The organism is Burkholderia savannae (assembly GCF_001524445.2).
Taxonomy (GTDB): Bacteria; Pseudomonadota; Gammaproteobacteria; order Burkholderiales; family Burkholderiaceae; genus Burkholderia; species Burkholderia savannae.
On record NZ_CP013417.1, the window covers coordinates 899,797 to 923,503 of the forward strand.

The 23,707-nt window shown below is 62.8% G+C and carries 26 protein-coding genes, 1 tRNA gene and 2 pseudogenes; 18 read left to right on the plus strand and 11 right to left on the minus strand.

Features of this window, described 5'->3' with window-relative positions; all coding sequences use genetic code 11:
• The first annotated feature begins 323 nt into the window (after positions 1 to 323).
• The 7 genes from WS78_RS04510 (at position 324) to WS78_RS04540 (ending at position 4,911) form a co-directional block, all read left to right on the plus strand.
• The gene (locus WS78_RS04510) at positions 324 to 647 is read left to right on the plus strand and encodes a type II toxin-antitoxin system MqsR family toxin (RefSeq protein WP_038750970.1); all 324 of its coding nucleotides are present in this window, start codon (positions 324 to 326) and stop codon (positions 645 to 647) included.
• Position 648: 1 nt separating this feature from the next.
• Positions 649 to 1,086, plus strand: a complete 438-nt coding sequence (locus tag WS78_RS04515; RefSeq protein ID WP_082717735.1) for a type II toxin-antitoxin system MqsA family antitoxin — start codon at positions 649 to 651, stop codon at positions 1,084 to 1,086.
• Positions 1,087 to 1,296: 210 nt separating this feature from the next.
• Positions 1,297 to 1,551 (plus strand): hypothetical protein, encoded by a 255-nt coding sequence (locus WS78_RS04520; RefSeq protein WP_226377202.1) that lies wholly within the window; start codon positions 1,297 to 1,299, stop codon positions 1,549 to 1,551.
• A 118-nt stretch (positions 1,552 to 1,669) separates the two neighbouring features.
• On the plus strand, positions 1,670 to 2,257 hold the full coding sequence (locus WS78_RS04525; RefSeq protein WP_082717736.1) for a hypothetical protein: 588 nt from the start codon (positions 1,670 to 1,672) through the stop codon (positions 2,255 to 2,257).
• 74 nt (positions 2,258 to 2,331) lie between these two features.
• On the plus strand, positions 2,332 to 2,595 hold the full coding sequence (locus tag WS78_RS04530) for a hypothetical protein (protein WP_082717737.1): 264 nt from the start codon (positions 2,332 to 2,334) through the stop codon (positions 2,593 to 2,595).
• 67 nt (positions 2,596 to 2,662) lie between these two features.
• Complete coding sequence (locus WS78_RS04535) at positions 2,663 to 4,162, plus strand: hypothetical protein (protein ID WP_082717738.1); 1,500 nt, start codon at positions 2,663 to 2,665, stop codon at positions 4,160 to 4,162.
• Positions 4,163 to 4,329: 167 nt separating this feature from the next.
• Positions 4,330 to 4,911: a hypothetical protein gene (locus WS78_RS04540; protein WP_063889492.1), complete on the plus strand. Its 582-nt coding sequence runs from the start codon at positions 4,330 to 4,332 to the stop codon at positions 4,909 to 4,911.
• A gap of 306 nt (positions 4,912 to 5,217) precedes the next feature.
• Here the strand turns inward: WS78_RS04540 and WS78_RS35540 are convergent, their stop codons facing one another.
• Complete coding sequence (locus WS78_RS35540) at positions 5,218 to 5,361, minus strand: hypothetical protein (RefSeq protein ID WP_156432469.1); 144 nt, start codon at positions 5,359 to 5,361, stop codon at positions 5,218 to 5,220.
• Here WS78_RS35540 and tnpA point away from each other — a divergent pair.
• Genes tnpA through tnpC form a run of 3 tightly spaced genes read left to right on the plus strand, consistent with a single transcriptional unit; the run spans position 5,348 to position 7,710 of the window.
• Positions 5,348 to 5,788: an IS66-like element accessory protein TnpA gene (gene tnpA, locus WS78_RS04545; RefSeq protein ID WP_082717739.1), complete on the plus strand. Its 441-nt coding sequence runs from the start codon at positions 5,348 to 5,350 to the stop codon at positions 5,786 to 5,788. The genes WS78_RS35540 and tnpA overlap by 14 nt on opposite strands.
• Positions 5,785 to 6,129: an IS66 family insertion sequence element accessory protein TnpB gene (gene tnpB / locus WS78_RS04550; protein ID WP_059584471.1), complete on the plus strand. Its 345-nt coding sequence runs from the start codon at positions 5,785 to 5,787 to the stop codon at positions 6,127 to 6,129. The genes tnpA and tnpB overlap by 4 nt, the downstream gene beginning before the upstream one ends.
• Positions 6,130 to 6,159: 30 nt before the next feature.
• Complete coding sequence (gene tnpC, locus WS78_RS04555; protein ID WP_059584473.1) at positions 6,160 to 7,710, plus strand: IS66 family transposase; 1,551 nt, start codon at positions 6,160 to 6,162, stop codon at positions 7,708 to 7,710.
• A gap of 158 nt (positions 7,711 to 7,868) precedes the next feature.
• On the opposite strand, the pseudogene WS78_RS35545 reads toward tnpC, so the two are convergent.
• From WS78_RS35545 to WS78_RS04575, 4 genes and pseudogenes are all read right to left on the minus strand, one after another.
• Positions 7,869 to 7,946 (minus strand): annotated as a pseudogene (locus tag WS78_RS35545) (IS66 family transposase); the annotation flags it as partial.
• Between the two features lie 27 nt (positions 7,947 to 7,973).
• Entirely contained in the window at positions 7,974 to 8,954 is a 981-nt protein-coding gene (locus tag WS78_RS04565; RefSeq protein ID WP_226377204.1) for a TadG family pilus assembly protein, read from the minus strand.
• A gap of 1,070 nt (positions 8,955 to 10,024) precedes the next feature.
• The gene (locus WS78_RS04570) at positions 10,025 to 10,348 is read right to left on the minus strand and encodes a type II toxin-antitoxin system RelE/ParE family toxin (RefSeq protein WP_082717742.1); all 324 of its coding nucleotides are present in this window, start codon (positions 10,346 to 10,348) and stop codon (positions 10,025 to 10,027) included.
• Complete coding sequence (locus WS78_RS04575; protein ID WP_066574974.1) at positions 10,345 to 10,581, minus strand: ribbon-helix-helix domain-containing protein; 237 nt, start codon at positions 10,579 to 10,581, stop codon at positions 10,345 to 10,347. Before WS78_RS04575 ends, WS78_RS04570 begins: the two co-directional genes overlap by 4 nt.
• A gap of 818 nt (positions 10,582 to 11,399) precedes the next feature.
• Here WS78_RS04575 and WS78_RS04580 point away from each other — a divergent pair.
• The 7 genes and pseudogenes from WS78_RS04580 (at position 11,400) to WS78_RS04615 (ending at position 17,350) form a co-directional block, all read left to right on the plus strand.
• Positions 11,400 to 12,452, plus strand: a complete 1,053-nt coding sequence (locus WS78_RS04580) for a hypothetical protein (RefSeq protein ID WP_226377205.1) — start codon at positions 11,400 to 11,402, stop codon at positions 12,450 to 12,452.
• Positions 12,453 to 12,544: 92 nt separating this feature from the next.
• Complete coding sequence (locus WS78_RS04585; RefSeq protein ID WP_059584475.1) at positions 12,545 to 12,763, plus strand: helix-turn-helix transcriptional regulator; 219 nt, start codon at positions 12,545 to 12,547, stop codon at positions 12,761 to 12,763.
• A gap of 2 nt (positions 12,764 to 12,765) precedes the next feature.
• Positions 12,766 to 13,222: pseudogene (locus tag WS78_RS38145) on the plus strand (hypothetical protein).
• Between the two features lie 370 nt (positions 13,223 to 13,592).
• A complete protein-coding gene (locus WS78_RS04600) occupies positions 13,593 to 13,769 on the plus strand; it encodes a hypothetical protein (protein WP_063889490.1) in 177 nt (58 codons plus the stop codon).
• Complete coding sequence (locus WS78_RS04605) at positions 13,762 to 14,019, plus strand: hypothetical protein (RefSeq protein ID WP_059584478.1); 258 nt, start codon at positions 13,762 to 13,764, stop codon at positions 14,017 to 14,019. Before WS78_RS04600 ends, WS78_RS04605 begins: the two co-directional genes overlap by 8 nt.
• A complete protein-coding gene (locus WS78_RS04610) occupies positions 14,016 to 14,357 on the plus strand; it encodes a hypothetical protein (RefSeq protein ID WP_059584481.1) in 342 nt (113 codons plus the stop codon). Before WS78_RS04605 ends, WS78_RS04610 begins: the two co-directional genes overlap by 4 nt.
• 140 nt (positions 14,358 to 14,497) lie before the next feature.
• Positions 14,498 to 17,350: a DUF927 domain-containing protein gene (locus tag WS78_RS04615; RefSeq protein WP_059584482.1), complete on the plus strand. Its 2,853-nt coding sequence runs from the start codon at positions 14,498 to 14,500 to the stop codon at positions 17,348 to 17,350.
• Between the two features lie 132 nt (positions 17,351 to 17,482).
• On the opposite strand, the gene WS78_RS04620 is transcribed toward WS78_RS04615, so the two are convergent.
• The 6 genes from WS78_RS04620 to rph form a co-directional block, all read right to left on the minus strand.
• Complete coding sequence (locus WS78_RS04620) at positions 17,483 to 17,728, minus strand: helix-turn-helix domain-containing protein (RefSeq protein WP_059584485.1); 246 nt, start codon at positions 17,726 to 17,728, stop codon at positions 17,483 to 17,485.
• Positions 17,729 to 18,437: 709 nt separating this feature from the next.
• Positions 18,438 to 19,667 carry a tyrosine-type recombinase/integrase gene (locus WS78_RS04630; protein WP_059584487.1) on the minus strand — a complete coding sequence of 410 codons (1,230 nt, stop codon included), beginning with the start codon at positions 19,665 to 19,667 and terminating at the stop codon, positions 18,438 to 18,440.
• A gap of 154 nt (positions 19,668 to 19,821) precedes the next feature.
• Positions 19,822 to 19,909 (minus strand) — tRNA-Ser (locus tag WS78_RS04635).
• 128 nt (positions 19,910 to 20,037) lie between these two features.
• Positions 20,038 to 21,255: a radical SAM family heme chaperone HemW gene (gene hemW / locus WS78_RS04640; protein WP_038750963.1), complete on the minus strand. Its 1,218-nt coding sequence runs from the start codon at positions 21,253 to 21,255 to the stop codon at positions 20,038 to 20,040.
• A complete protein-coding gene (gene rdgB, locus WS78_RS04645; protein WP_038750962.1) occupies positions 21,252 to 21,878 on the minus strand; it encodes an RdgB/HAM1 family non-canonical purine NTP pyrophosphatase in 627 nt (208 codons plus the stop codon). Before rdgB ends, hemW begins: the two co-directional genes overlap by 4 nt.
• 1 nt (position 21,879) lies before the next feature.
• Entirely contained in the window at positions 21,880 to 22,611 is a 732-nt protein-coding gene (rph, locus tag WS78_RS04650; protein ID WP_038750960.1) for a ribonuclease PH, read from the minus strand.
• A gap of 171 nt (positions 22,612 to 22,782) precedes the next feature.
• Between rph and WS78_RS04655 the strand changes: the two genes are divergently transcribed.
• A complete protein-coding gene (locus WS78_RS04655) occupies positions 22,783 to 23,706 on the plus strand; it encodes a YicC/YloC family endoribonuclease (protein ID WP_038750959.1) in 924 nt (307 codons plus the stop codon).
• Position 23,707 lies beyond the last annotated feature (1 nt).

A 23,707-nucleotide genomic window follows, 5' to 3' on the forward strand; every position in this document is an offset into this window, starting at 1 on the left:
TGCTTCACCGCAGGAGCAGAAATCGTTGGAGAGTTGGAGATAATCGTCAAAATCGGCCGAAAAGCCTTTTCCAGTAAGACTTTCCTTGTCTCCAAGTGTATCTCCAGAACACCAATTTTCTTGGAGAGAGAGTTGGAGGCAGATAGTCGAGTTCATCGATCGCACTTGGTTGCTTCGAGAATTGCTTCGCTGTCTGGAGCGCTGCGCGCAAAGAAATTTCTCCCCCGCCACGGTGCTTGAAGGGGCGGAAAGCGCGGGCGATGTGTCCGCCGCACGGAGATCGGCAGCTTGCAAAAATAACCCTTATAGGGTAATGTTTGTGCATGGAGAAGAACACGCCGCACTACAAACTCGCCACCGTTCAGGCCACCGTCGCCAGGTTGGGGGCAGCCGCGTTCACGAAGACTGCCCTTGATGGCGGAAGAGCCATGGGGCTCACCAGCGCGGACATGCTTGCCGTCGTTGCTGGCTTAAGTTCCGTGTCACATAGGCGTGGCGGCAATTTCTTCAAATCCATGACCACCTACGGCGATCACACGGTATGGCAGGACGTGTATCACGCGGGCACGCCCAACGGCAAGTTGGCCTACATCAAGATTACCGAGCGAAGCGACGGGGCGCCGGTCATTCAGTTCAAGGAGAAGTGACATGAAACATCGCAACTGCGCGAACTGCGGCACCCGGAATGGCATGACGCGGTTCGAGAACGAATCTTTTACGATTCAGCACGAAACATTCAGCGCCCAAGTTCACGGACTGTCCGGCTGGCGCTGCAAGGCATGCGACGAGGTCGAATTCGATCCGCAAAGCGCGATGCGGTACGCAGAAGCCGGTGACGCGCTGGTGCTCCAGGCACGCGAGCACACGCAGCATGAAATTCGTCGCATTCGCAAGAAACTGCATCTGAGCCAAGTGCAGGCCGCTCGCTTGACCGGTGGCGGACACAACGCCTTCTCGCGTTACGAGAGCGGCGATGCCACGCCCGTGGCGGCCGTGGTCAATCTGCTGAAGCTGCTGGATCGTCAGCCGGAGCTCTTGAAGGTGTTGGTGGATGCGCCGGTTGTCGAAGTGCAGTTGGATAGATGAACGCAACGGACTGCATCAGACGACGAGTTGCTGATGCTGTTCCGATGCCAAATTGAGGCGGGAGGCTGGCGGCGTAGCCGCCAGCTTAGCTGATGTTTATTTGCCCGCATTGCGATCAGCGAATCGCGCTTGCGACGGATAGAGGGCATACCTGCGCTAGGAAGCGGGTAGGGCATACTTTGCGGCGCTGCCTGCGATCAAATCGGCAGCATGGCTGCCTCGGGTGGTCCACTCAAAAATTTCAGAAAACTGTCCGAACGAGCGAGGCCACTTCTCGGTGCAGCCGGCGCCGTCGCTGGCTCGGGCAAGAACGTGACCGGTAGCGGCACGATCTCCTTCGCCGGCCATACGAACACCTCCTCGGTGAGCGGCAAGGGCGACGGCAACGCACAAGCGCAGGGTATCAGCGGCGCCGATGCGAACGCGCAGGCATGGTCGACCCTCGGCATGAGCCGCCACTACTAAGGCGCGTTCCGGGAACACGACATCAGGTAGCGAAGTGGAGGCTGAATCCTGACCAGGCCATCAGGGAGGACGGATTCAGTCTCCTTTCTTGCCAATCGTCCTTCAAAAAGGGATCGTCATGAAAGCGAATGTTATTTTTGCGGCGGCTCTCGCAGTGCTTTCGACCGCTGCGACGGCAGGGCCGACTACGTCGAGCCAGACGCAATCCGTCACAGGCGGCGTGTCCGGATCGGTACTCATCGGTTCGGGAAGCTATACCAGCAACTCGACATCTGTTGCAGGATCGGCGGCAAACAGCACGGCCACGCCTGCAGGCTCGACCGCAACGGCCTCCGCGATGCACAACTCGACTTCGACCGCCAGTGGTTCTGGAAAAGACGGGGGCGCGTTCGCAGCCGGCGGTGGGATCGGTGTCGCCGGCGCCAGCGGAACAACCCAGGATACGAATGCAAACGCCGATGCGCTATCCGGCGGCGTCACTGCAACGATCGTTCTGGGCGCGAGGAAATACACGACCACCACCGCGAACGACAAGGGCAATGCGAATGCGGGTGCAATCGCGCTGACCGGGAGGAACGGCTCTGCCACGATCGCCGGCGCAGATCACATCAATACCTCCAACGCCAACAGCACGGGTTACGCCGGCTCGCCGTCTGCATCTGGCGGAAGCCAAGGTGACGCCAGCGCCATCTCGAGCAGCAAGTGATGCATCCGTTGGGGACCAGCTTCTCACGAACGCTGGTCGTCAGATTGGTTCTGTTGTCATTGTGAGGACTTTGCATGAAGCAGACATTGATTGCCGTCGCGCTGGCGCTTGCCACGACATCGGCTTATTGCGTCGACCGAACTTCGGCCGGCGATGCGCAATCGTCTTTGCAAACGCCAAACGACCAAACTCAAACGATCATCTCGCGGGAACGGGCGACGCCATCAAAAAGCAACCCTGCCGAGGAAGCAGGTGCTCAACAGGATCGGGGTTATTGGGTCGATTCGTGGCGCGAGTTGGGCAACGGCTGGAAACAGCTCGGGGAAGCAAAAAAGTAGGTAGAGCAGGAACCGGGAAGTGATTCGGTTGTTAGGGTCGGGAGGTTAACCTAATCCGGAGTATCGTATGAACAGCGAAAAGATCAAGGTGGCGTGCGCGACAGTATTTGCATTGGCCACGATCAGCGGGCACGCACAGACGACATCAAACTCGAATTCGAGTGCGCAGTCCGCGTCCAATTCCGTGTCGATTGGGCAAGGGGGAGGCTCAAGCCTCAACACCATCAACACGACGACGTCGTCGCGCGGCGGGAATGCGCGGGGGGGAGACGCTACGAGCAACAGTTCGTCGCAGGTGCACGGCAGCGGGAATTCGAACGTTCAAGTCAATGTGTCGTTGCCGTCAAGCGGCACCAGTTCATCGCCAGCGGCGACCCTCGCGGCCCAGGATGTGGGAACCCCAGGCTCGAGCCCGTACAACACGCAGACTACCGACAACGTGAATTATTCCGGCACGCAGACTATCAAGACGAACCCGACCATTCAGGCGCCGGGTTTAACCACGACGCTGTCGGACACGTGCATGGGTTCCCTCAGCATCGGATTGTCGCTTCCCGGGTTCGGCGCAACAGGTGGGACAACGCTGGTCGATCAGGCTTGCGTTCGTCGCCTCGACGCCCGCGAGTTTCGGGCCATGGGGCTGACGGATGTCGCGCTCGCCCTGCTATGCCAGAGCGATGCCAATCGGCGCGCTGTTGAGGCGACCGGTCATCTTTGCCCGGGCACCACGGCACCGCTCGCGCGCTCCAACAATGCAGCCAACGTCGAAGCGGTTGCGGCGGATGACGAAAAGTACCGTGATCCGCTGGTGCGCCATCGTTTAGGCTTGCCACCGCTCGAGGGAGTTGGAAACAACGCGGCCGCCATCAGTACAGTTGCGCGCGCTAGCACGCAACGCGAAGCAGCCAGTGTTCCCGCACGCATCGCAGCGCCTGTCGTTTCGGCCGCGCAGGCAGCAACTGCTGCCGCGGTACCCAGTGCGGCGCCGGTTGCCTCGGCTGCACCAGTCGCGGTGCCGGTACCCGCGGAGCTCACCGCGCCGGCACTGGCGATCGCGGCTGCGCCCGTCAATGCGAAACCGTCTCAAGCCGAGACGAAGCGAGCGTCGGAGTCCAGTCACGAAGTCGGCGCTGCATCGGGGGCGCCTTCGTCGCAGGCAGATTCGAGCGTAGCGCCGGCGGATCAAGGCGACAACGCGAAACAGCAAGCGATGAGCACCACGATACCGAACAGCGCTCCGTTATTGTCGGTCGAGCCGGCTGCCACTCCGACCCCGGTTTCTGCCCCGATTGTCGCGCCGGTAATTACCGCTGGCCCGGCAGGTGAAGGCTTCGGTGCACAGAAATCCGCGCCAGTCGTGGACGCCCTGCCCGAAACCGACTCACAGCCTAACGGCACTTTGGCGACGGATAGCGACGCAAGGGCCACGCAGCCCCCATCAGAGCCTCAGGCAGCGCCAGTTGCCGCTCCCGCGTCGGACGGGACAGGTGGACCCGCAACGGAGCGAAGCGCAGCACCGGCTACCAACGTATCGCCGAAAGTCGTGTCGACGAGCACCACATCCTAAAATATGCAAAGGAGTTGCCATGTGCGAGATTCTGCGTCTTCCGTGGAAGTTGGTTGGCCGGGTGCGCACGTAGGGGGATAATGCTTCCCATATTCCCCTTACTTTGAGGGTGTTGGCTCCCCCGGGCCCGCACCCCTTTTTGCCTAGCAAGTTGTATGGAGGCGACCATGAGGAGCGCATTGTTTATGTTGGCATTCTGTAGCGGGCAGGCGATCGCCCAGGCCAACTTGTCGAACCAAGCGTTGCTCGCCATTCTCAGCGAACAAAATGCTGCGAATGCACTCAACGTTCAACAGACGATCGCCATGCTGCCGCGAGCTGAAAACTCGGGGTGTGTTCCGATGGTAATGATGAGCGAACCGCTAGTTGTTTATATTGATCCGCGGGAAGGCCATGCGCTTGCATGGCAACCCGAGACCTTCGATCGCCCGCCAGCCTTCGAAGCCCGTTCATGGACTGTACCCGATAAGTTGAGCTCAGTACGGCATCGTACCGAGAAGATGCAGGCCAAACCCTGGTCCGATGCTGATATTACGACAAAGCACATCGCGGAGTCGTCGCACGCTTCCGCGTCTGGGACGGTGCGCCAATGGAAAACGAGCAACTTGGCGATGACCGAACGCTCGACGCAGGGCGAGGTATCCGTGAACGGTAAGACGTATCGCCAGTTCAGTGCGGACGCTTATACGAGCAACGAACAGCCCCGGGAACCACTGACTTCCGGTGTGCGGGTCATATTCTGCCGGTAACAGCCCTCCGACACGTGATGGGTTCCAGTGATACGGCGGGCAAGCCCGTGAATACCGTCAGACAACCGACGCACCGAACGACGTGAAGACGATCAGCGCACCATTGCCCCCTTGTCGAGGTATTCGTCCTTTTCGTACTAAATCTGGCGGTTTGTTTTGAATCACATTTTAAATCAATAATTTGAGAAGTCCTCGACTTTACCGAGCCGCGCCATTTGGATGCAAAATCCGGCACTTTCACCCGGTCGCGCCCACTAGCCCCAGTCGCATCCGGTAGTCCGTCAGCAGTTGCTGTTGCGTGGTAAGTCATATCAGCGCCTCGTGGAGGCCGTGGTAGACGGAGTCGAGAACCGGCACCAAAGTGATGCCGATCATTTTCGATTTGATGGACATCACTTCGACAGTAAGCACCTCACGACGGCCGTCGTAGACGGCGATGAAGAGCGACATCAAAGTGGTGCCCATCATTTTGGATTTGATGGACATCACTGTGACGGAGTCGGAAGCCAAGCCGGGTAGCCGCAAGGGACGCCCGAACCATGATCCCGAGTTTCGACGCCGGCTTGCGGCCGCGGCCTGCGAGCCTGGTGTGTCGGTTGCGAAGTTGGCGCGGGAGAATGGCATCAACGCAAACATGCTGTTCACCTGGCGGAGCCGGTATCGCGCGCAATTGCAGGTCGAATCGACGTCGCTGATTCCAGTGGCGGTGGTTCATGAGACGCCGCCGGTGACAATGCCACCGGATGCCCCCGACGTCGACCATCCGACGCCGCGAACCGGGACGATCGAGATTCGGATCAGCGGGGTGATCGTCAAGGTCGACGGCGTGGTCGATGCCGATACGCTGCGGGTCGTACTGGGGAGTCTGCGGTCGTGATCTCCCTGCCCACGGGTACACGCGTCTGGCTTGTTGCGGGCATCACCGACATGCGCTGCGGATTTCAGGGGCTGGCGGCGAAGGTGCAGACGGCGCTCGAGGAGAATCCGCTGGGTGGCAACGTGTTCATCTTCCGGGGACGCCGGGGCGATCTCGTGAAGGTCATGTGGGCAACCGAGGACGGGCTCTGGCTTCTCGCGAAGCGGCTTGAGCGTGGCCGCTTCGTCTGGCCGCAGGCCGATGGCGGCAAGGTTCATCTGACGGCGGCGCAGCTGTCGATGTTGCTCGAAGGCATCGATTGGAGGCAGCCGCGTCGTACCGCGGCACTGTCGATGTTGTAAACCGCGCGGAAGGCTCGTAAACTGCGCCGCATGTCGAACGGCGCCGAACTTCCTGACGATGTTGAAACGCTGCGGGCCTTGCTGGTCGAGGCCCGTGCTCAGCTTGCCGAGCGTGATTTCGAGATCGAGCATCTCAAGGCGCAGATCGCCAAATTCAAGCGCATGCAGTTCGGGCGCAAGTCCGAGCAGTTGGACCGGGAGGTCGCGCGGCTCGAAACCGCGCTCGAAGATCTGACGGGTGAGCGTGGCGTCGCGGATATGCGACGCGCCCGCCAATCGAGTGCGGGCACGCCGGCCGGCGACGCGTCGCCGAAGGAAGCGCTGCCGCCGCATCTGCCACGCGAAGAACGCGTGCTGGAAGCTGACGCGACCTGTCCGAAGTGCGGCGGCGCCATGCAGCCATTCGGAGAAGACGTGTCCGAGCAACTCGCCCGGGTCGCGGCGGTGTTCAAGGTGATTCGCACGATCCGTCGCAAGTGGGTCTGCCCGTGCCACCACATCTCGCAACCGTCCATGCCTGGCCTGCCGATCACGCGCAGCATCGCCCATCCGAGCCTGCTGGCCGACATCCTCGTCTCGAAGTACGCGGACCACACGCCGTTGTATCGGCAGTCGCAGATTGCCGCGCGCGACGGCGTGAAGCTCGATCCGGCCAGCATGGGCCGCTGGGTCGGTCAGTGCGAGGCGCTTTGCGAGCCGCTGACCGAGGCGCTGCGCCGCTACACGATGGCAACGTCGAAGCTGCATGCGGACGACACGCCGATCCCGGTGCTTGCGCCGGGCAACAAGAAGACGAAGACCGGACGGCTCTGGGTGTACGTGCGCGACGACAGCCGTTCGGGTTCGGCGGAATCGGCTGCAGTGTGGTTTGCCTACTCGCCCGACCGTAAAGGCATCCATCCCCAGACCCATCTCGCCGGATTCGCGGGCATCCTGCAGGCCGACGCCTACAGCGGCTTCAACGAACTGTACGAGCGCGGCAAGATCCGTGAAGCGGCATGCTGGGACCACGCGAGACGGTACATCTACGAGGTTCACGACCGCACGCCGACCGACGCGACCCGACAGGTACTCGAATTGATCGGCGAGCTCTACGGCGTTGAGGTCGACATCCGAGGCCGACCTGCTGCTGAACGGCTGCGCGTGCGGCAAGAGAAAAGCGTGCCGTTGCTTGCAGCCATCAAGGCGTGGATGACGGGCAAGCTCGCCACGCTGTCGAAGAAATCCGAGCTGGCCAAAGCGATCCGTTACTCGCTTAACCAGTGGGATGCGCTCGTGCTGTATGGCAAAGAGGGCTGCGCCGAGATCAGCAACGCCCTGGCTGAAAACGCGCTGCGCTGTGTGAGTTTGGGGCGCAAGAACTTCTTGTTCGCCGGCTCCGATAGCGGCGGCGAGCGGGCTGCCGCGATGTACGGTCTGATCGGGACGTGCAAGCTCAACAGGATCAACCCGCGCGCCTACCTCGAATACGTCCTGACCCATATCGCTGACCATCCGATTAACCGCATCGACGAACTGTTGCCCTGGAACGTGGCCACCAAGCTGCCTCGGCAGGCTGACCCATCGGCGTCTACTGATTGATTGCCAGCCAATGATAACCAGGTAGTCCGATGCCCGATCATGCCTCACGCGGCCGTCGTGTTGCGGACGGCCGCCGCGAGGTGCTTACCTTCGACAGAATCCGAAGAGAAACCGGGTAGCCGCAAAGGTCGGCCGAACCATGATCCGGAGTTCCGGCGGCGACTCTGGTTTTCGCACCAGTTGTTATCGATCGGGACTTGCGGATCGTCGAGGTAACGCATCAGCGCGGCCCATCGCATCCTGCGTCGCGTGCGAATCTCGGCTCAAAACGCGAGCCTTGGCGGCGCGTAGACGCCGTAATACGGCCCGACGCCGGTTGCGACGCCGGTCAGTTTGACGCCGCTGACGAAGTGCCCCTGGATGTACTTGGCGCTCCCGCCGACCGATGCGTCGATATGGAAGGCGGCGAAGGCGACGATCGCGACATAGGTCTTGCTGGACGTCTGCGTGACGACCGGCAGCACCACGGTCGTCCCTACCGGAACCGATCTGTAAAGCGCCGTCTTCGCCCCCGGGACGAGCCAGATACTGTCGCCGATGGCAAACGGCGACGGATTGCCGGTCGCCATCAGGTTCGTCATCGTCGTCACGTCGTTCGCCGTCGACTGAAATGAAGTCCATTGGCCTGCCATGCAGGACATGCCGTATGTCTGTCCGTTCGTCACGATGAATTCGTACGGCAGATTCGTCGACGGATTGACGAGCGGCTGATTGGTCGCCAGGTTCCAATATTGGTTGTAGACGCACTGGTCCAGCGCGATCGGAAACAATCCGCCCGAAGCGACCGCCCCCGGTGCCGCGATCGCCGCCACAGCGGTCGCGCTGCCGGACACGCTATCGATCCCGAGCAGGCCTCCCAGCAGTAACGGTATCGCCCCGCCGTTGACGCCCGTCGCGCGCGTCATCGTGACCTGCACCGCCGGCGCGTCGTAGGTTCCAGGTGTAATGGTCGTCGCTTGCATGCCGGCCGGGCTGCCGGCCAAGTTCCAGTAGCCCGCCTTGACCATGCCGGCCGAAAGCTTCACGCCATCCGACGCGTTGAGAGCCACCGCGCCGTTCGCCGTCGAGACGGCCTGCGCCCAGTTCGGACCGGTGTCGATGGATTGCATCAACGCCGCCGCACCAGTCAATGCCGCTGCATCGGCTGCGTTTTGCAGCTCGTTGCGCACCACCGCCACGCGCGCGACGTCGATCGCGAATGCGCCGAACGACAGCAGCGGTATGAGGAACAACAAGAAGAACAACGCGATTGATCCGTCCTGCTGTTTCGCAACCTGCCCGCTCGCTCGAGGATCAAGCGCAAGCCGATGCGTATATCCGGCCCACCCAGGTCGAAGCCCGCTGGCCCCAATGGAATCCGCTGACTCATTCGTCATTTTTGCCACGGACCGTGATGTCCAGAAGACGATGCAGGTTTGATGAGTCCCGATCTTACCTGTTTGCCATTACAACACTACCTTGCGCAACCTTGGACTACGGGGTGGTGATCGGATGCGATACGATGCCGAGGCACATCAAGCCGCGGTGACTGGAGGCGGATAGACGATCCTTTCCCTCATAGCGAAATTCCAGACATGGCATCTCCTGCCTCCCGTCAAGTTCGCGCGATCCGTAATCGCGGGCAGGTATGTTATCGCAGACGTATTTTTTGCCTACTGACAATAGTCACAGGCCTCTGAGAACCTTATAAATAAAGGCTCTGAGGAGAAACTGCCAGATTTAGTACGAAAAGGACGAAAATCCCTCGTCGCCCGGCAAGTACACCGTGCACGGGGTGGCCGTAGCCTCCGACAAGCATCGGACCCAGGGCGACATGCGTCCAAAGTGAAATGACGAAGGCCGATGTTGCATACCAGCATCATTTTTCCTTGTTCATCGCGTTTCGCGTCACTCACGAGTAGTCGTCCAATACCTCGTACTGACGGCACGCCGACGTCGACTTATTTCGTCACGCGATGTCGCCACATCATCGCGCCCGAACTCGTCATGTCTTCGCAGCAATGGAAACGCGCCACCCTTCGCGCGTCACGTATTAACACTGCGACATTTTTCGCCGATTCCGAAAGGCGACGGTATCCCCGTACGCCTGGCTTCCCCATGCATCCGGCAAGCGGCCGCCTTGGCACGTTGCCAGCTTCTTTCGACGCGCTGCCAATGGCGGATTCGACGCGCGTTCGAGGACGACTGGCTATCAGTTGGTCGGGGTACAGTAGCTGCGCGTTGTATATGGTGGGCCGCTTTGGGGTATCGGCGTATCCCGAATTCGTTTCTTGTCGCGTCGGCCCTTGAAGGCGGTTTCGGCTAAACGGGTCTCTTAATGCTCACTGACGAGCCAATCGGCGAAATTTCTCTGGCCATGCAGAACACGCCAGACATCGATGTGGTCGTCCCTTTCCACATAGCAGACTATGTACGGGTAGCGCTTCAACGACCAACAACGTAATTCAGGAATGCCAAGCTCGTATGCATAGCGCGTCGAACCTGAGGACGGATGGCGACATATGTGAGCGTAGGCTTGTTCCAAAGCATCAATGAAGCCCAACGCGGCTCGTTCGGCGTCTTCGTTCACATACCAGCTCACTGCGTCATCGACATCTTGCCTAGCCAACGCTCTCGGAATAAGTGGCTTAACCTTCATCCGCGAGCGTTCCGTACGCGTGCACGCAAGGAGTCAAAATATCCCTCATCGACGGCCGGCGTCTGCGCTGCTGCAGCTCCCTGCAACAACAGATCGCGAAGTCGCTGACGGTCTTGATCCTTACGAATAAGCTCGCGGACGTACTCGCTGCTGGTGCCGTAGCCACGCTGACTGACTTGTTCGTCGACAAATACTTTCAGCGCTTCCGGCAAGGAAATGTTCATCGTGCTCATGCGAGCATCCTACTTAGTTTGGCAAAATTTGGCAAGTCCATAATTTCCCCATAATTTCCCAAGAAAAATGGATCCAGATTACGAGCTTCTCGTGGGATTGTTGCAACTCACGGGTGTTAGGTCTCAGCGAGGACCTGCACGGGGCAGATCACTGCACGGCTATATCGATGAGGCGCGTGCCGATGTGTTCGACAACAACGAATACTTCTACAATCCTCACCGGCGGCATTCAACATTGATCTTCGTTAGCACAGAGCATGGCGTGTCATTACATCCGTCCGGGAGAACGGGGGAAGGTCACGCACACCAGATGACTCAGTCAGGCCTTTGCTGCGCGATTGCCAAAACTCCGAGCCAGGCTGGCCTCGCGGGCCTAGCGTGCGTTATTTCTGTTTTCTGAAGCGACCACTATGGCCGATATGAAGAATGTGCCTGTTCCGCTAGTCTCGCAGTCTCCACGTACCGTCGGTGGTATGCCGCTGGCCATCTGGGCCGCGAATCGTTAGTGGTGCCTGTGGGCGGCAACCTGGGGCGGCGCGTGCTGCTGAGTCTATTCATCCTGCTCTACAAGAACGAGTTGGATGTAACTGCCCAATTAGGTCTGCCGCCAAACCGCGTCGTGGAGATGGGCGCACGGTCGGACTTGGCCTGAGCGAAGCCATCGTCACGGCCGGCGCCGTTGCGCGGGGCTTTGCCGAGGGGTGGTGATGGAGGGGTGTCCTGGATTCATTCTAACGTCGCAGAGGCTCACGTTTTCGTTCGAATTGGGCTTGCCAACCCGCCGCGTCTATTCACACACATTTTCTCAGGGAGGCTACTTGCTGCTACAAGGGCTGTACAGATCGTTTGGCGCGGTCGTTGATGACGTTGGCTATGAAGTGAATTGCCTTGACACAATCGCGCTGCGTAATCGGCACGTCGCGATCAATCCGCTCTCTGATTACTTCTTCGCTGATCTACTCGCTCCGCTCGATCGCCGTGATGTAATCCGCCGCCGCCCCGAATGGCAGGAAATGGCTCTCAGCCTGGCGCGATTTATTGAGACCACCCTCGGACGGTACTGGGAAATCGAAGGCGCTTGTCGCCGAAACGTGTATTGCTGGCGGCGGGCCGAAGTCGTGGAAAGATGGGATTACCCGGCCTGGGCACAACGCGCCGCAACAAACTTGATGTACAAGGCGTATAGCATCTTCAAGCGCGGTGGCGAAGCCGATGCTGATGACGGCAACTTGTTGATGATGGCCCGACAGTACATCGGTGCGCATGATCTACTGACTGATGCGCAACTGCTGTCGGGGCTTGCGATTCGCGAGGCTGCTCGTGCCATCGAGCATCTCGTCCGGCTCGCGCGGGACGTTGAGCATGATCCGAACGTCGCCTTTTGGCTCAAAGCATGGCTCAGGTCGGACGTGCAGAGTAACGATTACGCACGAGACCAATTTGGTGCTGAACTGGATGCTCGCATCGATCGCGCGGCACTGGATATCTTCTACCCCGATCTGGAAACGGTGACGGACTACCGCATCCACGCGGAAAAACTGCTGCTGCTCGCGAGCGTATGCGCGACAGGACGCCTGTCTTCCACCGAGGCGAGCAGACTGTTCGCGCAGTTGGAAGCCCGCGAACAGCACATCGAGGAGCTTGGCTCGACCGTTGACGAGATGCGCGCGAAGCGGGCGAGCTTCCAAATCAAGGGAACCCTCGCGCGAACGAAGCTCACGGCGGCTGACAAAGACGAAGTGAAACGGCAGTACGACGACCTAGTCGCCGCGCACCCGGACAAGCAAGTCAAAGATATCGAACTGACACTTGCCGACCAATGGGGCGTTGCACGCAGTACCATTCAGCGCGCGGCTGGAAAGAAGCACTAGCCGATGGCATGCCAATCATATGATTGGCATGCGCGAGCCTTCTAGACTCCGCTCCAATCCTTGCGATTGGCAGGGAGCATCTAGGAGGCTTTATGACAGTTCAATTCCAAGCAACCGCAATCCAACCGCGCCGCATCGTGCGAATGCCGGCGCTGCTGGAGCGCGTTGGCCTCAGCGAAAGCGAGGTCCGTCGCCGCATCAAGGCCGGCACGTTCCCGCGCCCCGTGAAACTCGGCCCGCGCGCCATCGGCTTCGTGGTCGCCGACGTGGACGCGTGGCTCGACGCCCTGACGACGCGGGAGGCAGCGTAAGCATGACCCAAGGTGAAGCTCGCCGAACCGCTGCGATGTGTCGCGCGTGGCTCGACGCTTGCACGGCGTTCGAAGATGCGCGCGTGACGTGCGGCAATCTCGATCTGCTTCGGATGGCCGTGTTCCTGGAGCGCGTGTCGACCGCTCTTTGGGCGTCGGATAGCCACGCCTGCCAACTGGCGGCGATTCATGCGACGCAAATTGCCCAGTTGCTCATCGCGCCGGGCAACCTGTCGCCTGTGTCGCGTGTGATTTTCGCGAGCGAGCTGGAAGGCTCGGTGCTCGACGTGGGCGACGCGTTGGACGATGCAGGCCGGCCACTCGCCGATCCAATCGGTGCAGCAAATCGACGCCATTATCGACGTGCTGTGGTCGCGTGGCGACGACCAGCACGCCCGCTCCGCCGTGCGGCTGCAACGCATCGCGGTCACGCTGATCGAAAACGGGCTCAGCGCATGACGATCGCGCGCACCCAAAGTCGCTTTGCCATGACGCGGTGTGGCCGGCTGCGGCTGCGCCGCTTCGTCGTTTCGGGTTTGTCGCTCGGCAAATTTGCGCCGCGCGGCCTCGCGCGGTATCCTATGCGTGTCGCTGAGACAGCAGCGACCCGGATTGGCGTCCGGAATCTGAAAACGGCGGACGACCGCCATTTGGCGGTATTTTTTCGTCCGCGCGTCAACGCACGCCTTCAACGGTCGGGCCTTGGCGGGGGTGCCCTCGGGCACGCCGGTTTCCGTTTTCGCCGGTACGCCAACCCTGTCATGTGCCCGGCCACCCCAATTGGCGTTGGGAGCCGGGTTCGTTACCACGAAAACGGAGGTCGCACCCAATGCGCAAGTGCACACACGCCTATTCCGGGCGAAATGTTCCCCTTATCCACTCGATCATCCGCGCCGCGCTGCGCGAAGCAGCCACCGCCGACACGTACCCATCCACGCTCGATGCGACCGGCGCGGCCCTCGTCGCCATCGCGGCGCTCGTGCGTGCGGAGGTGCGGCGTGGCTGATGCGTTGTCGATCCACATGAACGACGGCCGCCGCATCGAATTCGCCGGCACGCTCGCGTTGTCTCACTTCGTCGCGAGCCGTGCGATGCACCTCGAATCGCTGCTGCTGGCGTTCGCCGACGACGGCTTCACGACGTTTCAAGACATGAGCGAGGGCGCGCGCGTCAACCTGCTTTGGCTGGTGCAGGGCATGGCGAGCGAACTGCGCGAGCTGGCCTTTGCGATGACCGTTGTCGGAGGTGCGCAATGAGCCAGTACGTCCGAACCGCCGTGATTGAAGGATTCGACAACGCGCCGCCGCTCGATACCGGCGCACCGATCGAACTGCAATTCGCCGTCGACCTCGGCGCGGTCTGCGCCGACGCATGGCTTGAGCTGAAAGGCGAAGTGCGTCTGTACGACTACGCCGCCTTTCAGGTCGATGCCTTCGTGCGCGGGCTGAAAGCCGGCATGCGCGACGACGGCGAGGTCGATGCGCATCGCGTCACGGTCAGCCGCCACGCGTTCGCCGCCGGCCTGATGGGGCGTGTGCAACAGCACCTGTTCGCGGCGCTCGGTGTCACGCGCGATCCGCGCACGACGCACTGAGGCGACCATGATGCTCGGCCGCTAGGCGGCCGTCAGCATCATTCAATTCTTCGCGCGCCGGTAACTGGCTACCCGATATGGACTACTAATCGGATAGCTGGCCGGCGCGCGTCCAATGGGAATCTATGAGTAACACACCCATGTCCGAATTCGAGCGGGCGAGCGTCGCGCTCGGCTATGTTCCGGCCGACGATCGCGACACGTGGCGTCAGGCCGGCATGGCGCTCAAGGCCGAATTTGGCGAAGAGGGTTTCGCCCTCTGGAACGAATGGAGCCAAGGCGCGCAGAACTACCACGCAAGAGACGCCCGCGATGTGTGGAAGTCGTTCAAGGGCGGCAAGATTACCATCAACACGCTGTTCCACCTCGCAAAGCTTGGCGGCTTCGATCCGCGCGCGCATCGCGCCAAGCCGGTCGATCCAGAACAGCGCGAACGGCAGCACGCTGAGCGCGCCGCCCGCGAGGCGGCCGAGCTGGCTGCGTTGACCGAGAAGCAGCAAGCCGCGTCGGCGCTCGCCGAATCGATCTGGTCGGCGGCCGAGCCCGCGCCGACCGATCACCCCTACCTCGTTCGCAAACGCATCCCCGCCGACGCGCTGCGCGTCTATCGCGGCAACCTGAGCATCGGCACGGCCGCATGCGACGGCGCACTCGTCATTCCGGCGCGTGATGCGGACGGCAAGCTGTGGACGCTCGAATTCATCCTGACCGATGGTCAGAAACGCTATCTGCCGAACGGCCGTAAGGCAGGCTGTTTCTCGCTGATCGGCGGCGCGGTATCTTCGGTCTTGCTGATCGGCGAGGGTAACGCCACGTGCGCGACGCTCGCGGCCGCGACGGGCTACCCGGCCGCCGTCGCGTTCGACGCCGGCAACCTGCACGCCGTCGCGACGGCACTGCATGGTCGGTATCCGGACGCGCGCATCGTCGTGTGCGCCGACGACGACCACACGACGAACGGCAATCCGGGAATAGCCAAGGCCCGCGCAACCGCCGAAGCCGTGGGCGGCACGGTGGCCGTTCCCGACTTCGGCCCGAACCGTCCGGCGGCCGGTACGGACTTCAACGATCTGGCTGTACACCTCGGCCCGGATGCGGTAGCCGCTGCCGTGCGCGCAGCGCTCGCCGTAGACGGCTCGCCGGGTTCCAATAAGGGCAAGGCTAGGCCGCCAGCCACGAAGCCCGCCAAGCGCCCGAAAACGGCTCGCGCGCAGGATGGCTCGTGGCGGTTCGAGGTCGACGACGAAGGCGTCTGGTATCACGGCTTTAACAATCAGGGCGATCCGCTGCCGCCGCATTGGATCAGCACGCGCATCGACGTGATCGCGGAGACCCGCAACGAGATGAGCAGCGAATGGGGCTATCTGCTGGAATTCACCGACCGCGACGGCATCCTCAAGCGATGGGCGGTGCCGGCCGGCCTGTTCGCGGGCGACGGCACCGAGCTGCGGCGCATGCTGCTCGATATGGGCGTCAAGCTCGGCGTCACGCAGACCGCCCGCATGCAGATCGCGAACTACATCCAGATGGCGCGGCCCGACGAGCGCGTGCGCTGCGTGCCGCGCGTCGGCTGGCATCACGGCGCGTTCGTGCTGCCCGATCGCGTGATCGGCACGGGCAAGGAGGCGCTGATCTATCAGGCCGATACGCCGATCCAGAGCCAGTTCAAGGAGCGCGGCACGCTCGACGACTGGCGGCGCGAGGTCGCGGCCTACTGCGTCGGCAACAGCCGGCTGCTGTTCTGCATCGCGACCGCCTTTGCGGGTCCGCTGCTGCACTTCTCGGGGCTCCAGTCGGGCGGCTTTCACCTGCTCGGCACGACCTCCAAGGGCAAGTCGACGGGCGGCGTGATCGCTGCGTCCGTGTTCGGCTCGCCGGACTACGTGCGGAGCTGGAAAGCGACCGACAACGCGCTCGAAGCGGTCGCCACGCAGCACAGCGACGCACTGTTGATCCTCGATGAAATCGGGCAGGTCGAGCCGCGCTTGGTCGGCGACGTGATTTACATGCTCGCGAACGAGTCGGGTAAGGCGCGCGCGTCGCGCAACGGGTCGGCCAAGCCAGTCCTGACGTGGCGGCTGCTGTTCCTGTCGAACGGCGAGAAGAGCGTATCCGCGCTGATGGCCGAGGCGAACAAGCCGATGAAGGGCGGCATTGAAGTGCGCTTGCCGGCGATCCCTGCCGAAGTGGGCGACATGGGCGTGGTGGAGGAACTGCACGGCTTCCCGACGCCGGCCGCGTTGATCGAGCATCTAGAGCGGCACGCAGGCAAACACTACGGCACGGCCGGGCCGGCGTTCATCGAGTTCGCATCCGCGCAGGCGGACGAGCTGGCGGAACATCTGCGCAAGCGCGTTGATGAGCTGGTGACGGAATGGGTGCCGGACGGCGCGCATTCGCAGGTCGCGCGTGTCGCGAAACGATTCTGCCTTGTTGCTGTGGCGGGCGAGCTGGCGACCGCGCAAGGCCTGACCGGTTGGCCGGAAGGCGCGTCGGTCGATGCGGCGCGTCGTTGCTTCGAGGGCTGGATGGAGTTGCGCGGCGGCGCGGGCAATTCGGACGAAGCGGAAGCCGTGCGTCAGGTGCTGCACTTCCTCGTCGCGCACGGCGACAATCGTTTCGTGCGGATGAACCGCGCGCAGGACGACCATCGGCCGAACGTGCCGCACCGGGCGGGCTTCAAGCAGCACGTAAAGCGCGACGAGCGCCGCACGGCGATCGCGTCCGATCGCGAGTATTACGCCGAGTTCGGCGACAAGATGAGCATCGACGATGCCGAAAGCGTCGAGACGGAATATCTGATCGAGGCGGCCGTGTTTCGCAAGGACGTGTGCGCCGGCTTCGATCACAAGATGGTCGCCAAGGCGTTGATGAAGCGCGGCGTGCTGATGCCGCGCAGCGACGGCTATCCGTATCGACAGGAGTACATCCCCGGCCACGGGAAATTCATGGTGTACCGCGTTCGTCCGTCGATCTTCACGCTCGAACTGTGAACCGCGCCGCCGCCGTGCGGGAGGGCGGCGGCGGGAATTCCTTTGCGCGCGATTCCACACCCGCGAATCAAAGTTGCTTTGGCAATGCGCACCAGATGGAACCGGGCGGCGCACGCTATGTGTTGCCTGCGCCTACAGGCCGGCGTTACGCAGTAACTCGGAGGGAAGAAGTTGCAATGCGTGCGCAATGCGGACGATATTCATGAAGGTAACGTTTCGTTCACCGCGTTCAATCTTGCCCATGTGCGAGCGGTCGATCTCTGCAAAATCAGCCAACGCCTCTTGCGACATCACCAATTCCTTGCGGCGAGCGCGAATCGCCGCGCCGAGCGACACAAGGTTCCCGTCCTTATCAAGTTTTCCCGAGATTCTTGCCATGCCTTGAATCGTCGCGCTATGGTGCATTCAAGGACACGGTATTTACGGACCATTTTCAGTTCGTCATGTCGCCTAGCTGTCATGTTGAGCTATAGATTGTCCTAAATTTCGATTGGAGCAGCCCCGTAAATCACTGGGCACGAGCCGGGAAAGCCGGTCTCGAATCTTGCTGAATTCGTAACGATCCGGGTTCGTTTATCTCCAGTATCTCCAGCGTTCTCCAAGTCTGTTTGGAGACAATCAAAGCCTTACGCCACAAGGCTTTGCGGCCGATTCTGGCGTTTATCTCCAAATCTCCAGCGTGTTTTGCGCTGAGCGGCTTTGCGGCGGACACCCGAGACAAGCGCAAGCGTAGGCCGGGCGCGGCTCTCCGCGAGTTGGAAACCATCGAAAACGCGTTTCCGCAGGGGGAAGTCGGCGACGCGCTCCCACCCACATTGTTGCGTCCATCGCAAGGGTTCAGCGGCCGGAGTCGCGGGGGGCCCCCATGCCGTCGCCGGCATGCGGGGGCTCACACCCGCGTCCTTTCTCTACTGGTGACGGATATAGGGGGGCCACATAATCATAGCGGGCTAAATCAATTGATCGCGTCACGTCCAGGTCACGCCCGTTTTATCGGTGAGAAACTCACGGAAGGGGGACATATTCATAGCGGCAATGGCGCTCACGACCAACAGGCGCACCGTCGAACGCCCGAGCGGCCAAGCGGTCAGGCTGCGGCCTTGGTTAATGTGGTCGCCACTTCTTGCTCGATGTAGTCGGCCCATGCCTGCATCAGCGTGCGGCGCTTTTCGAACAGGTCGCCGCGCCTGTACGCCGCCTCGGTTTTGTCGCGGATCGCATGCGCAAGCGCCATCTCGACTACCTCGTTCGAAAACGATGTGCTCTCTGCCGCCCAATCCCGGAACGTCGAGCGGAAGCCGTGGACAGTCAGCGTGCCACGCTTCATGCGTTCCAACACTTGCAGCATCGCCATGTTGGACATCGGCCGTCGAGCCCTCATGCCCTCGAACACGACGGGCGAATCCTCCGACGTAGGCAGCGCTTTCAGCAGTGCCAACGCCGCCGCCGACAACGGAACGCGATGCGCTCGCTTGGCCTTCATCCGCTCGGCTGGAACGGTCCAAAGCTGCGCATCCGCGTCGAATTCATCGTGGCGCGCACCGATCACCTCGCCGGTACGCATCGCCGTCAGGATCGTGAATTCCAGCGCACGCGCCGCCGTGCCGACCATGCCGCGCAGTTCTGCGACGAACGCGCCAATTTCCGTGAAGGGAAGGGCGGTGTGATGCTTGGGCTTTTGCACCTTGGTCGGCGCGGCTAGCAGTTGATCGAGATGTCCACTCCAGCGAGCCGGGTTCTCGCCGTCACGCAGGCCACGCACCTTCGCCCAATCCAGCACGTTCTCAATTCGGCCGCGCAGGCGCGATGCGGTCTCATTTTTCGTTAGCCAGATCGGCTCAAGCACTCGACGCACGAGGTCCGTGTCGATGTCGGCCGGGCGCAATGCGCCGATGATGGGATAGGCATAGGTCGCGAGGGTGTTCGTCCACTGTTGCGTGTGCTTCGGATTCACCCATTCCGCACTGCGTGCCTCGATAAACGCCGTGGCGCACTGCTTGAAGTTCAGCGCGCGGGCTGCGTCGATCTTGCGGCGGGCCTTCTCCTGCTTGCGCAGCATCGCAGGATCGTTGCCGCCCTGCACGGCCGCGCGATGCTCGTTCCGTGCCGCTCTTGCGGCCTCTAGCGTGACGCGTGGGTACGGGCCGATCTGTATCAAGCCTTCGCGGCCGTCCGGCTTCATGTACCGGAACTGCCAGTACTTCAATCCGTTGGGCTTGACGAGCAATGCGAGACCGCCGCCATCGCTAAGGCGATAGGCGCGTTCGCGCGGCTTGGCCGCGCGGCATTGCAGATGACGTAGGAGGCTCTCAGGCATTGTCGTTATAGGTCCAAAAAGTACCCGGAAAAGTACCCGGCAAAATTTGGAATTTTACGACTTTTCTTGGATGCTTACGAAAGCTCAGATTGCCCGCAAACCTTTGTCCGGCTTGGCTTTGCGGCATTTATTGAGAGGCGGGGAAAGCGTGTCCTGGCGGAAGCGGTGAGATTCGAACTCACGGACGGTTGCCCGTCGCTGGTTTTCAAGACCAGTGCCTTAAACCACTCGGCCACGCTTCCAAGGCCGTGCATTGTAACCGAAATGGCGCGCGAATCGTCGGCGTCGCCGCGTTCGATTCGCGCGTTTGCGCATCGGCCGCTCGTTCTTCGGCCGAGCGTCGCCTGGGTGCAGATCGAGCGTCAGCCGGTCATTCGTCGCGCAGGAAAAGCGCCTGCAGATCGTTGAGGAAGCGCTGGCCGAGCGGCGTCGGCGCGATGCGCACGTGATCGCGGACGATGAGGCCGCGTCGCTCGGCTTGCGCGAGTGCGGGCTCGATCGCGGCGAGCGACATGCCGGTGCGTTCGGCGAAGCTGTGCACGGGCACGCCTTCGACGAGCCGCAGCGCGTTCAGCATGAACTCGAACGGCAGATCGCGCGGCCCGACTTCGCGTTCCTCCTGCACCGCCGCGCCCGCTTTCGCCTGCTCGATGAATGTCGCCGGATGCTTGTAGCGCGCCTGACGCAGGATTCGGTTCGGAAACGACAGCTTCGTGTGCGCGCCCGCGCCGATGCCGAGATAGTCGCCGAAGCGCCAGTAGTTGAGGTTGTGCTTGCACTGCCGATGCGGCTTCGCGTAAGCGGACACCTCATAGCGCGCGTAGCCCGCCTGCGCGGTGCGCTCGTGCAGCCAGTCCTGCATGTCGGCCGACATGTCGTCGTCCGGCACGGCGGGCGGGAACTTCGCGAAATACGTGTTCGGCTCGAGCGTCAGGTGATAGAGCGACAGATGCGGCGGCGCGAACGACAGCGCGGTTTCGAGATCGGCGCGGCATTCGTCGAGCGTCTGGCTCGGCAACGCGAACATCAGGTCGAGATTGAAATTGTCGAACGTGCGCGCGGCGATCTCGACCGCGGCGCGCGCCTGCGCGGCGTCGTGGATTCGGCCGAGCGCCTTCAGGTGCGCCTCGTCGAAGCTCTGGATGCCGATCGACAGGCGATTCACGCCGCTCGCGCGGAATTGCGCGAACTTCGCCGCCTCGAACGTGCCGGGGTTCGCTTCGAGCGTGATTTCGGCGTCCGCGTCGAGCGGCAGCAGCGCGCGCACGTCGGAAAGCAGCCGGTCGAGGCCCGCCGCCGACAGCAGGCTCGGCGTGCCGCCGCCGATGAACACCGTATGCACCTGGCGTCCCCAGACGAGCGGCAGCGCGTGCTCGAGATCGGCGCGCAGCGCGTCGAGATAGTCGCGCTCGGGCAGCGCGCCGCCGTCCTTCCATTCGTGTGAATTGAAGTCGCAATACGGGCACTTGCGCACGCACCACGGGAAATGCACGTACAGCGCGAGCGGCGGCAGCGACGCGAGCCGGATCTTGCCGGGCGCGGCGAACGTCGCGACGACGCGCGCGCCGTTGGCGGCGGCGTCGCTCATCGAATCTCTCCGAGCCGCGCGACGAGCGCTTTCAGCGCGAGCGCGCGATGACTGACCGCGTTCTTCGCGGCCGGCTCGAGCTCGGCCGCCGTCGCGCCGAGCGCCGGCACGAAGAAGTGCGGATCGTAGCCGAAGCCGTGCGCGCCGCGCGGCGCATCGACGATCTCGCCCGCCCAGCGGCCTTCGGCAACGATCGGCTCCGGATCGTCCGCGTGGCGCACGAGCGCGAGCACGCAGCAGTAGTACGCACGCCGGTCGGCGACGTCGCGCAGTTGCTCGACGAGATACGCGTTGTTTGCCGCGTCGCTCCTCTCGCGGCCGGCGCGCTGCGCGTAGCGCGCCGAGTAGACGCCCGGCGCGCCGAGCAGCGCGGGCACGCACAGGCCGGAATCGTCGGCGACGGCGGGCAGGCCCGTCGCGCGCGACGCATGGCGCGCCTTCGCGAGCGCGTTCTCGACGAACGTCACGTGCGGCTCGTCGGCTTCCGATACGCCGAGCTCACCCTGCGGCACGACAGCGATGCCGGCCGTCGAGAAGAGGGCGGCGAACTCGCGCAGCTTGCCGGGGTTGTTCGACGCGAGGACGATGCGCGAGAGCGCGGCGTCGTTCGATGCGTGCGACATCTCAGGCCTCCAGCGCGGCGCGCTGCAGGCGCACGAGCTCGCCGATGCCGGCTTGCGCGAGGTCGAGGAGCGCGTTCATCTCGGCGCGCGAGAACGGCGCGCCTTCCGCGGTGCCTTGCACCTCGACGAAGCCGCCCGCGCCCGTCATCACCACGTTCATGTCGGTGTCGCACGCGGAATCTTCGTCGTAATCGAGATCGAGCACGGGCTCGCCGCCGAACACGCCGACCGAGATCGCGGCGACGTAGTCGGTGATCGGCGAGCGCGCGATCTTGCCCGCCGCGACGAGCTTCGTCACCGCGTCGTGCGCGGCGACGAACGCGCCCGTGATGCTTGCCGTGCGCGTGCCGCCGTCGGCCTGGATCACGTCGCAGTCGAGGTGCAGCGTGCGCGGGCCGAGTGCGTTCAGATCGAACACCGCGCGCAGCGCGCGGCCGATCAGGCGCTGAATTTCCTGCGTGCGGCCCGTCTGCTTGCCGCGCGCGGCTTCGCGGTCGCTGCGCGTGTGCGTCGCGCGCGGCAGCATGCCGTATTCGGCCGTGAGCCAGCCCTGGCCGCGATCGCGCAGGAATTCGGGCACCCGCTCGGCGACGCTCGCCGTGCAGATCACTTTCGTATCGCCGAACTCGACGAGCACCGAGCCTTCCGCGTGCTTCGTGTAGTGGCGCGTGATGCGCACGTCGCGCAGTTGGTCGGCGCGGCGGCCGCTCGGGCGTGGGGAGGAATTCGTCATCGGGGCAATGTGCAGAGGAGAAAGCTGAATTTTACCGCGCGCACGGCGCGTCGGCCCGGCGGGTCCGGCACGCAAAAATGGGATAATGGCTGTTTCGCGCCCCGCGCCTCGCAAGCGCCGGGCGTCTCGAATCCTCCTGGCCCGCTGGGCCATCAAACGACGGGACGAACGATGATCTACAGCATGACGGGCTACGCGAGCGCGACGCGCGATCTCACGACGGCCTCCGGCAACGGCGGCACGAGCGTATCGGTCGAACTGCGGACCGTGAATTCGCGGTTCCTCGACCTCAATTTCCGGATGCCGGACGATGTGCGCGCGTGCGAGCCGGCGCTGCGCGAGATGCTGATGAACAAGCTGTCGCGCGGCAAGGTCGACGTGCGCATCAATTTGCAGCGCGGCGACCAGAACGTGAACGCGGGCGCGCTGAACCACGCGGCGCTCAGCCAGCTCGCCGAGCTCGAGCGCGCGGTGCTCGACGCGTTTCCGGGCGTCGGCCGCCTGCGCTCGGGCGAGATCCTGCGCTGGCCCGGCGTGCTTGCCGAGAGCGGCGTGTCCGCCGAGGCGCTGCGCGAGGCGGTGCTCGCATGCGGCAAGGAAGCGATCGGCGAGCTCGTCGTCGTGCGCTCGCGCGAGGGCGCGCAGCTCGCGGCGATGCTGCTCGCGAACGTCGCGGAGATGGAGGCGATCGTCGCGCGCATCGCGCCGCTCGTGCCGGAGCTGATCGCGAAGCACCAGCAGAAGATCGTCGAGCGGCTGCAGGAGGCGCTCGGCATCGCGGCGCCGGTAGGCAGCGCGCCCATCGCTTCGCGCGAGGAGGCGGCCGAGCGCATTCGTCAGGAAGTGACGATGTACGGCATCCGCATCGACATCGCCGAGGAGCTGTCGCGCCTCACCGCGCATCTGAACGAGACGCGCCACGTGATCGAGAAGGGCGGCCGCGTCGGCAAGCGTCTCGATTTCATGATGCAGGAGCTGAACCGCGAGGCGAACACGCTCGGCTCGAAGGCGGCGGCGAAGGAGCTCGCCGACGCGTCGATGGCGCTCAAGCTGCTGATCGAGCAGATGCGCGAGCAAGTGCAAAACCTGGAGTAAC

Coding starts and splice junctions, on each gene's coding strand:
- WS78_RS04510 (WP_038750970.1), top strand. CDS start 324: ATGGAGAAGAACACGCCGCACTACAAACTCGCCACCGTTCAGGCCACC.
- WS78_RS04515 (WP_082717735.1), top strand. CDS start 649: ATGAAACATCGCAACTGCGCGAACTGCGGCACCCGGAATGGCATGACG.
- WS78_RS04520 (WP_226377202.1), top strand. CDS start 1,297: ATGGCTGCCTCGGGTGGTCCACTCAAAAATTTCAGAAAACTGTCCGAA.
- WS78_RS04525 (WP_082717736.1), top strand. CDS start 1,670: ATGAAAGCGAATGTTATTTTTGCGGCGGCTCTCGCAGTGCTTTCGACC.
- WS78_RS04530 (WP_082717737.1), top strand. CDS start 2,332: ATGAAGCAGACATTGATTGCCGTCGCGCTGGCGCTTGCCACGACATCG.
- WS78_RS04535 (WP_082717738.1), top strand. CDS start 2,663: ATGAACAGCGAAAAGATCAAGGTGGCGTGCGCGACAGTATTTGCATTG.
- WS78_RS04540 (WP_063889492.1), top strand. CDS start 4,330: ATGAGGAGCGCATTGTTTATGTTGGCATTCTGTAGCGGGCAGGCGATC.
- tnpA (WP_082717739.1), top strand. CDS start 5,348: ATGAAGAGCGACATCAAAGTGGTGCCCATCATTTTGGATTTGATGGAC.
- WS78_RS35540 (WP_156432469.1), bottom strand. CDS start 5,361: ATGTCGCTCTTCATCGCCGTCTACGACGGCCGTCGTGAGGTGCTTACT.
- tnpC (WP_059584473.1), top strand. CDS start 6,160: ATGTCGAACGGCGCCGAACTTCCTGACGATGTTGAAACGCTGCGGGCC.
- WS78_RS04570 (WP_082717742.1), bottom strand. CDS start 10,348: ATGAAGGTTAAGCCACTTATTCCGAGAGCGTTGGCTAGGCAAGATGTC.
- WS78_RS04575 (WP_066574974.1), bottom strand. CDS start 10,581: ATGAGCACGATGAACATTTCCTTGCCGGAAGCGCTGAAAGTATTTGTC.
- WS78_RS04585 (WP_059584475.1), top strand. CDS start 12,545: ATGACAGTTCAATTCCAAGCAACCGCAATCCAACCGCGCCGCATCGTG.
- WS78_RS04600 (WP_063889490.1), top strand. CDS start 13,593: ATGCGCAAGTGCACACACGCCTATTCCGGGCGAAATGTTCCCCTTATC.
- WS78_RS04610 (WP_059584481.1), top strand. CDS start 14,016: ATGAGCCAGTACGTCCGAACCGCCGTGATTGAAGGATTCGACAACGCG.
- WS78_RS04615 (WP_059584482.1), top strand. CDS start 14,498: ATGTCCGAATTCGAGCGGGCGAGCGTCGCGCTCGGCTATGTTCCGGCC.
- WS78_RS04620 (WP_059584485.1), bottom strand. CDS start 17,728: ATGGCAAGAATCTCGGGAAAACTTGATAAGGACGGGAACCTTGTGTCG.
- WS78_RS04630 (WP_059584487.1), bottom strand. CDS start 19,667: ATGCCTGAGAGCCTCCTACGTCATCTGCAATGCCGCGCGGCCAAGCCG.
- hemW (WP_038750963.1), bottom strand. CDS start 21,255: ATGAGCGACGCCGCCGCCAACGGCGCGCGCGTCGTCGCGACGTTCGCC.
- rdgB (WP_038750962.1), bottom strand. CDS start 21,878: ATGTCGCACGCATCGAACGACGCCGCGCTCTCGCGCATCGTCCTCGCG.
- rph (WP_038750960.1), bottom strand. CDS start 22,611: ATGACGAATTCCTCCCCACGCCCGAGCGGCCGCCGCGCCGACCAACTG.
- WS78_RS04655 (WP_038750959.1), top strand. CDS start 22,783: ATGATCTACAGCATGACGGGCTACGCGAGCGCGACGCGCGATCTCACG.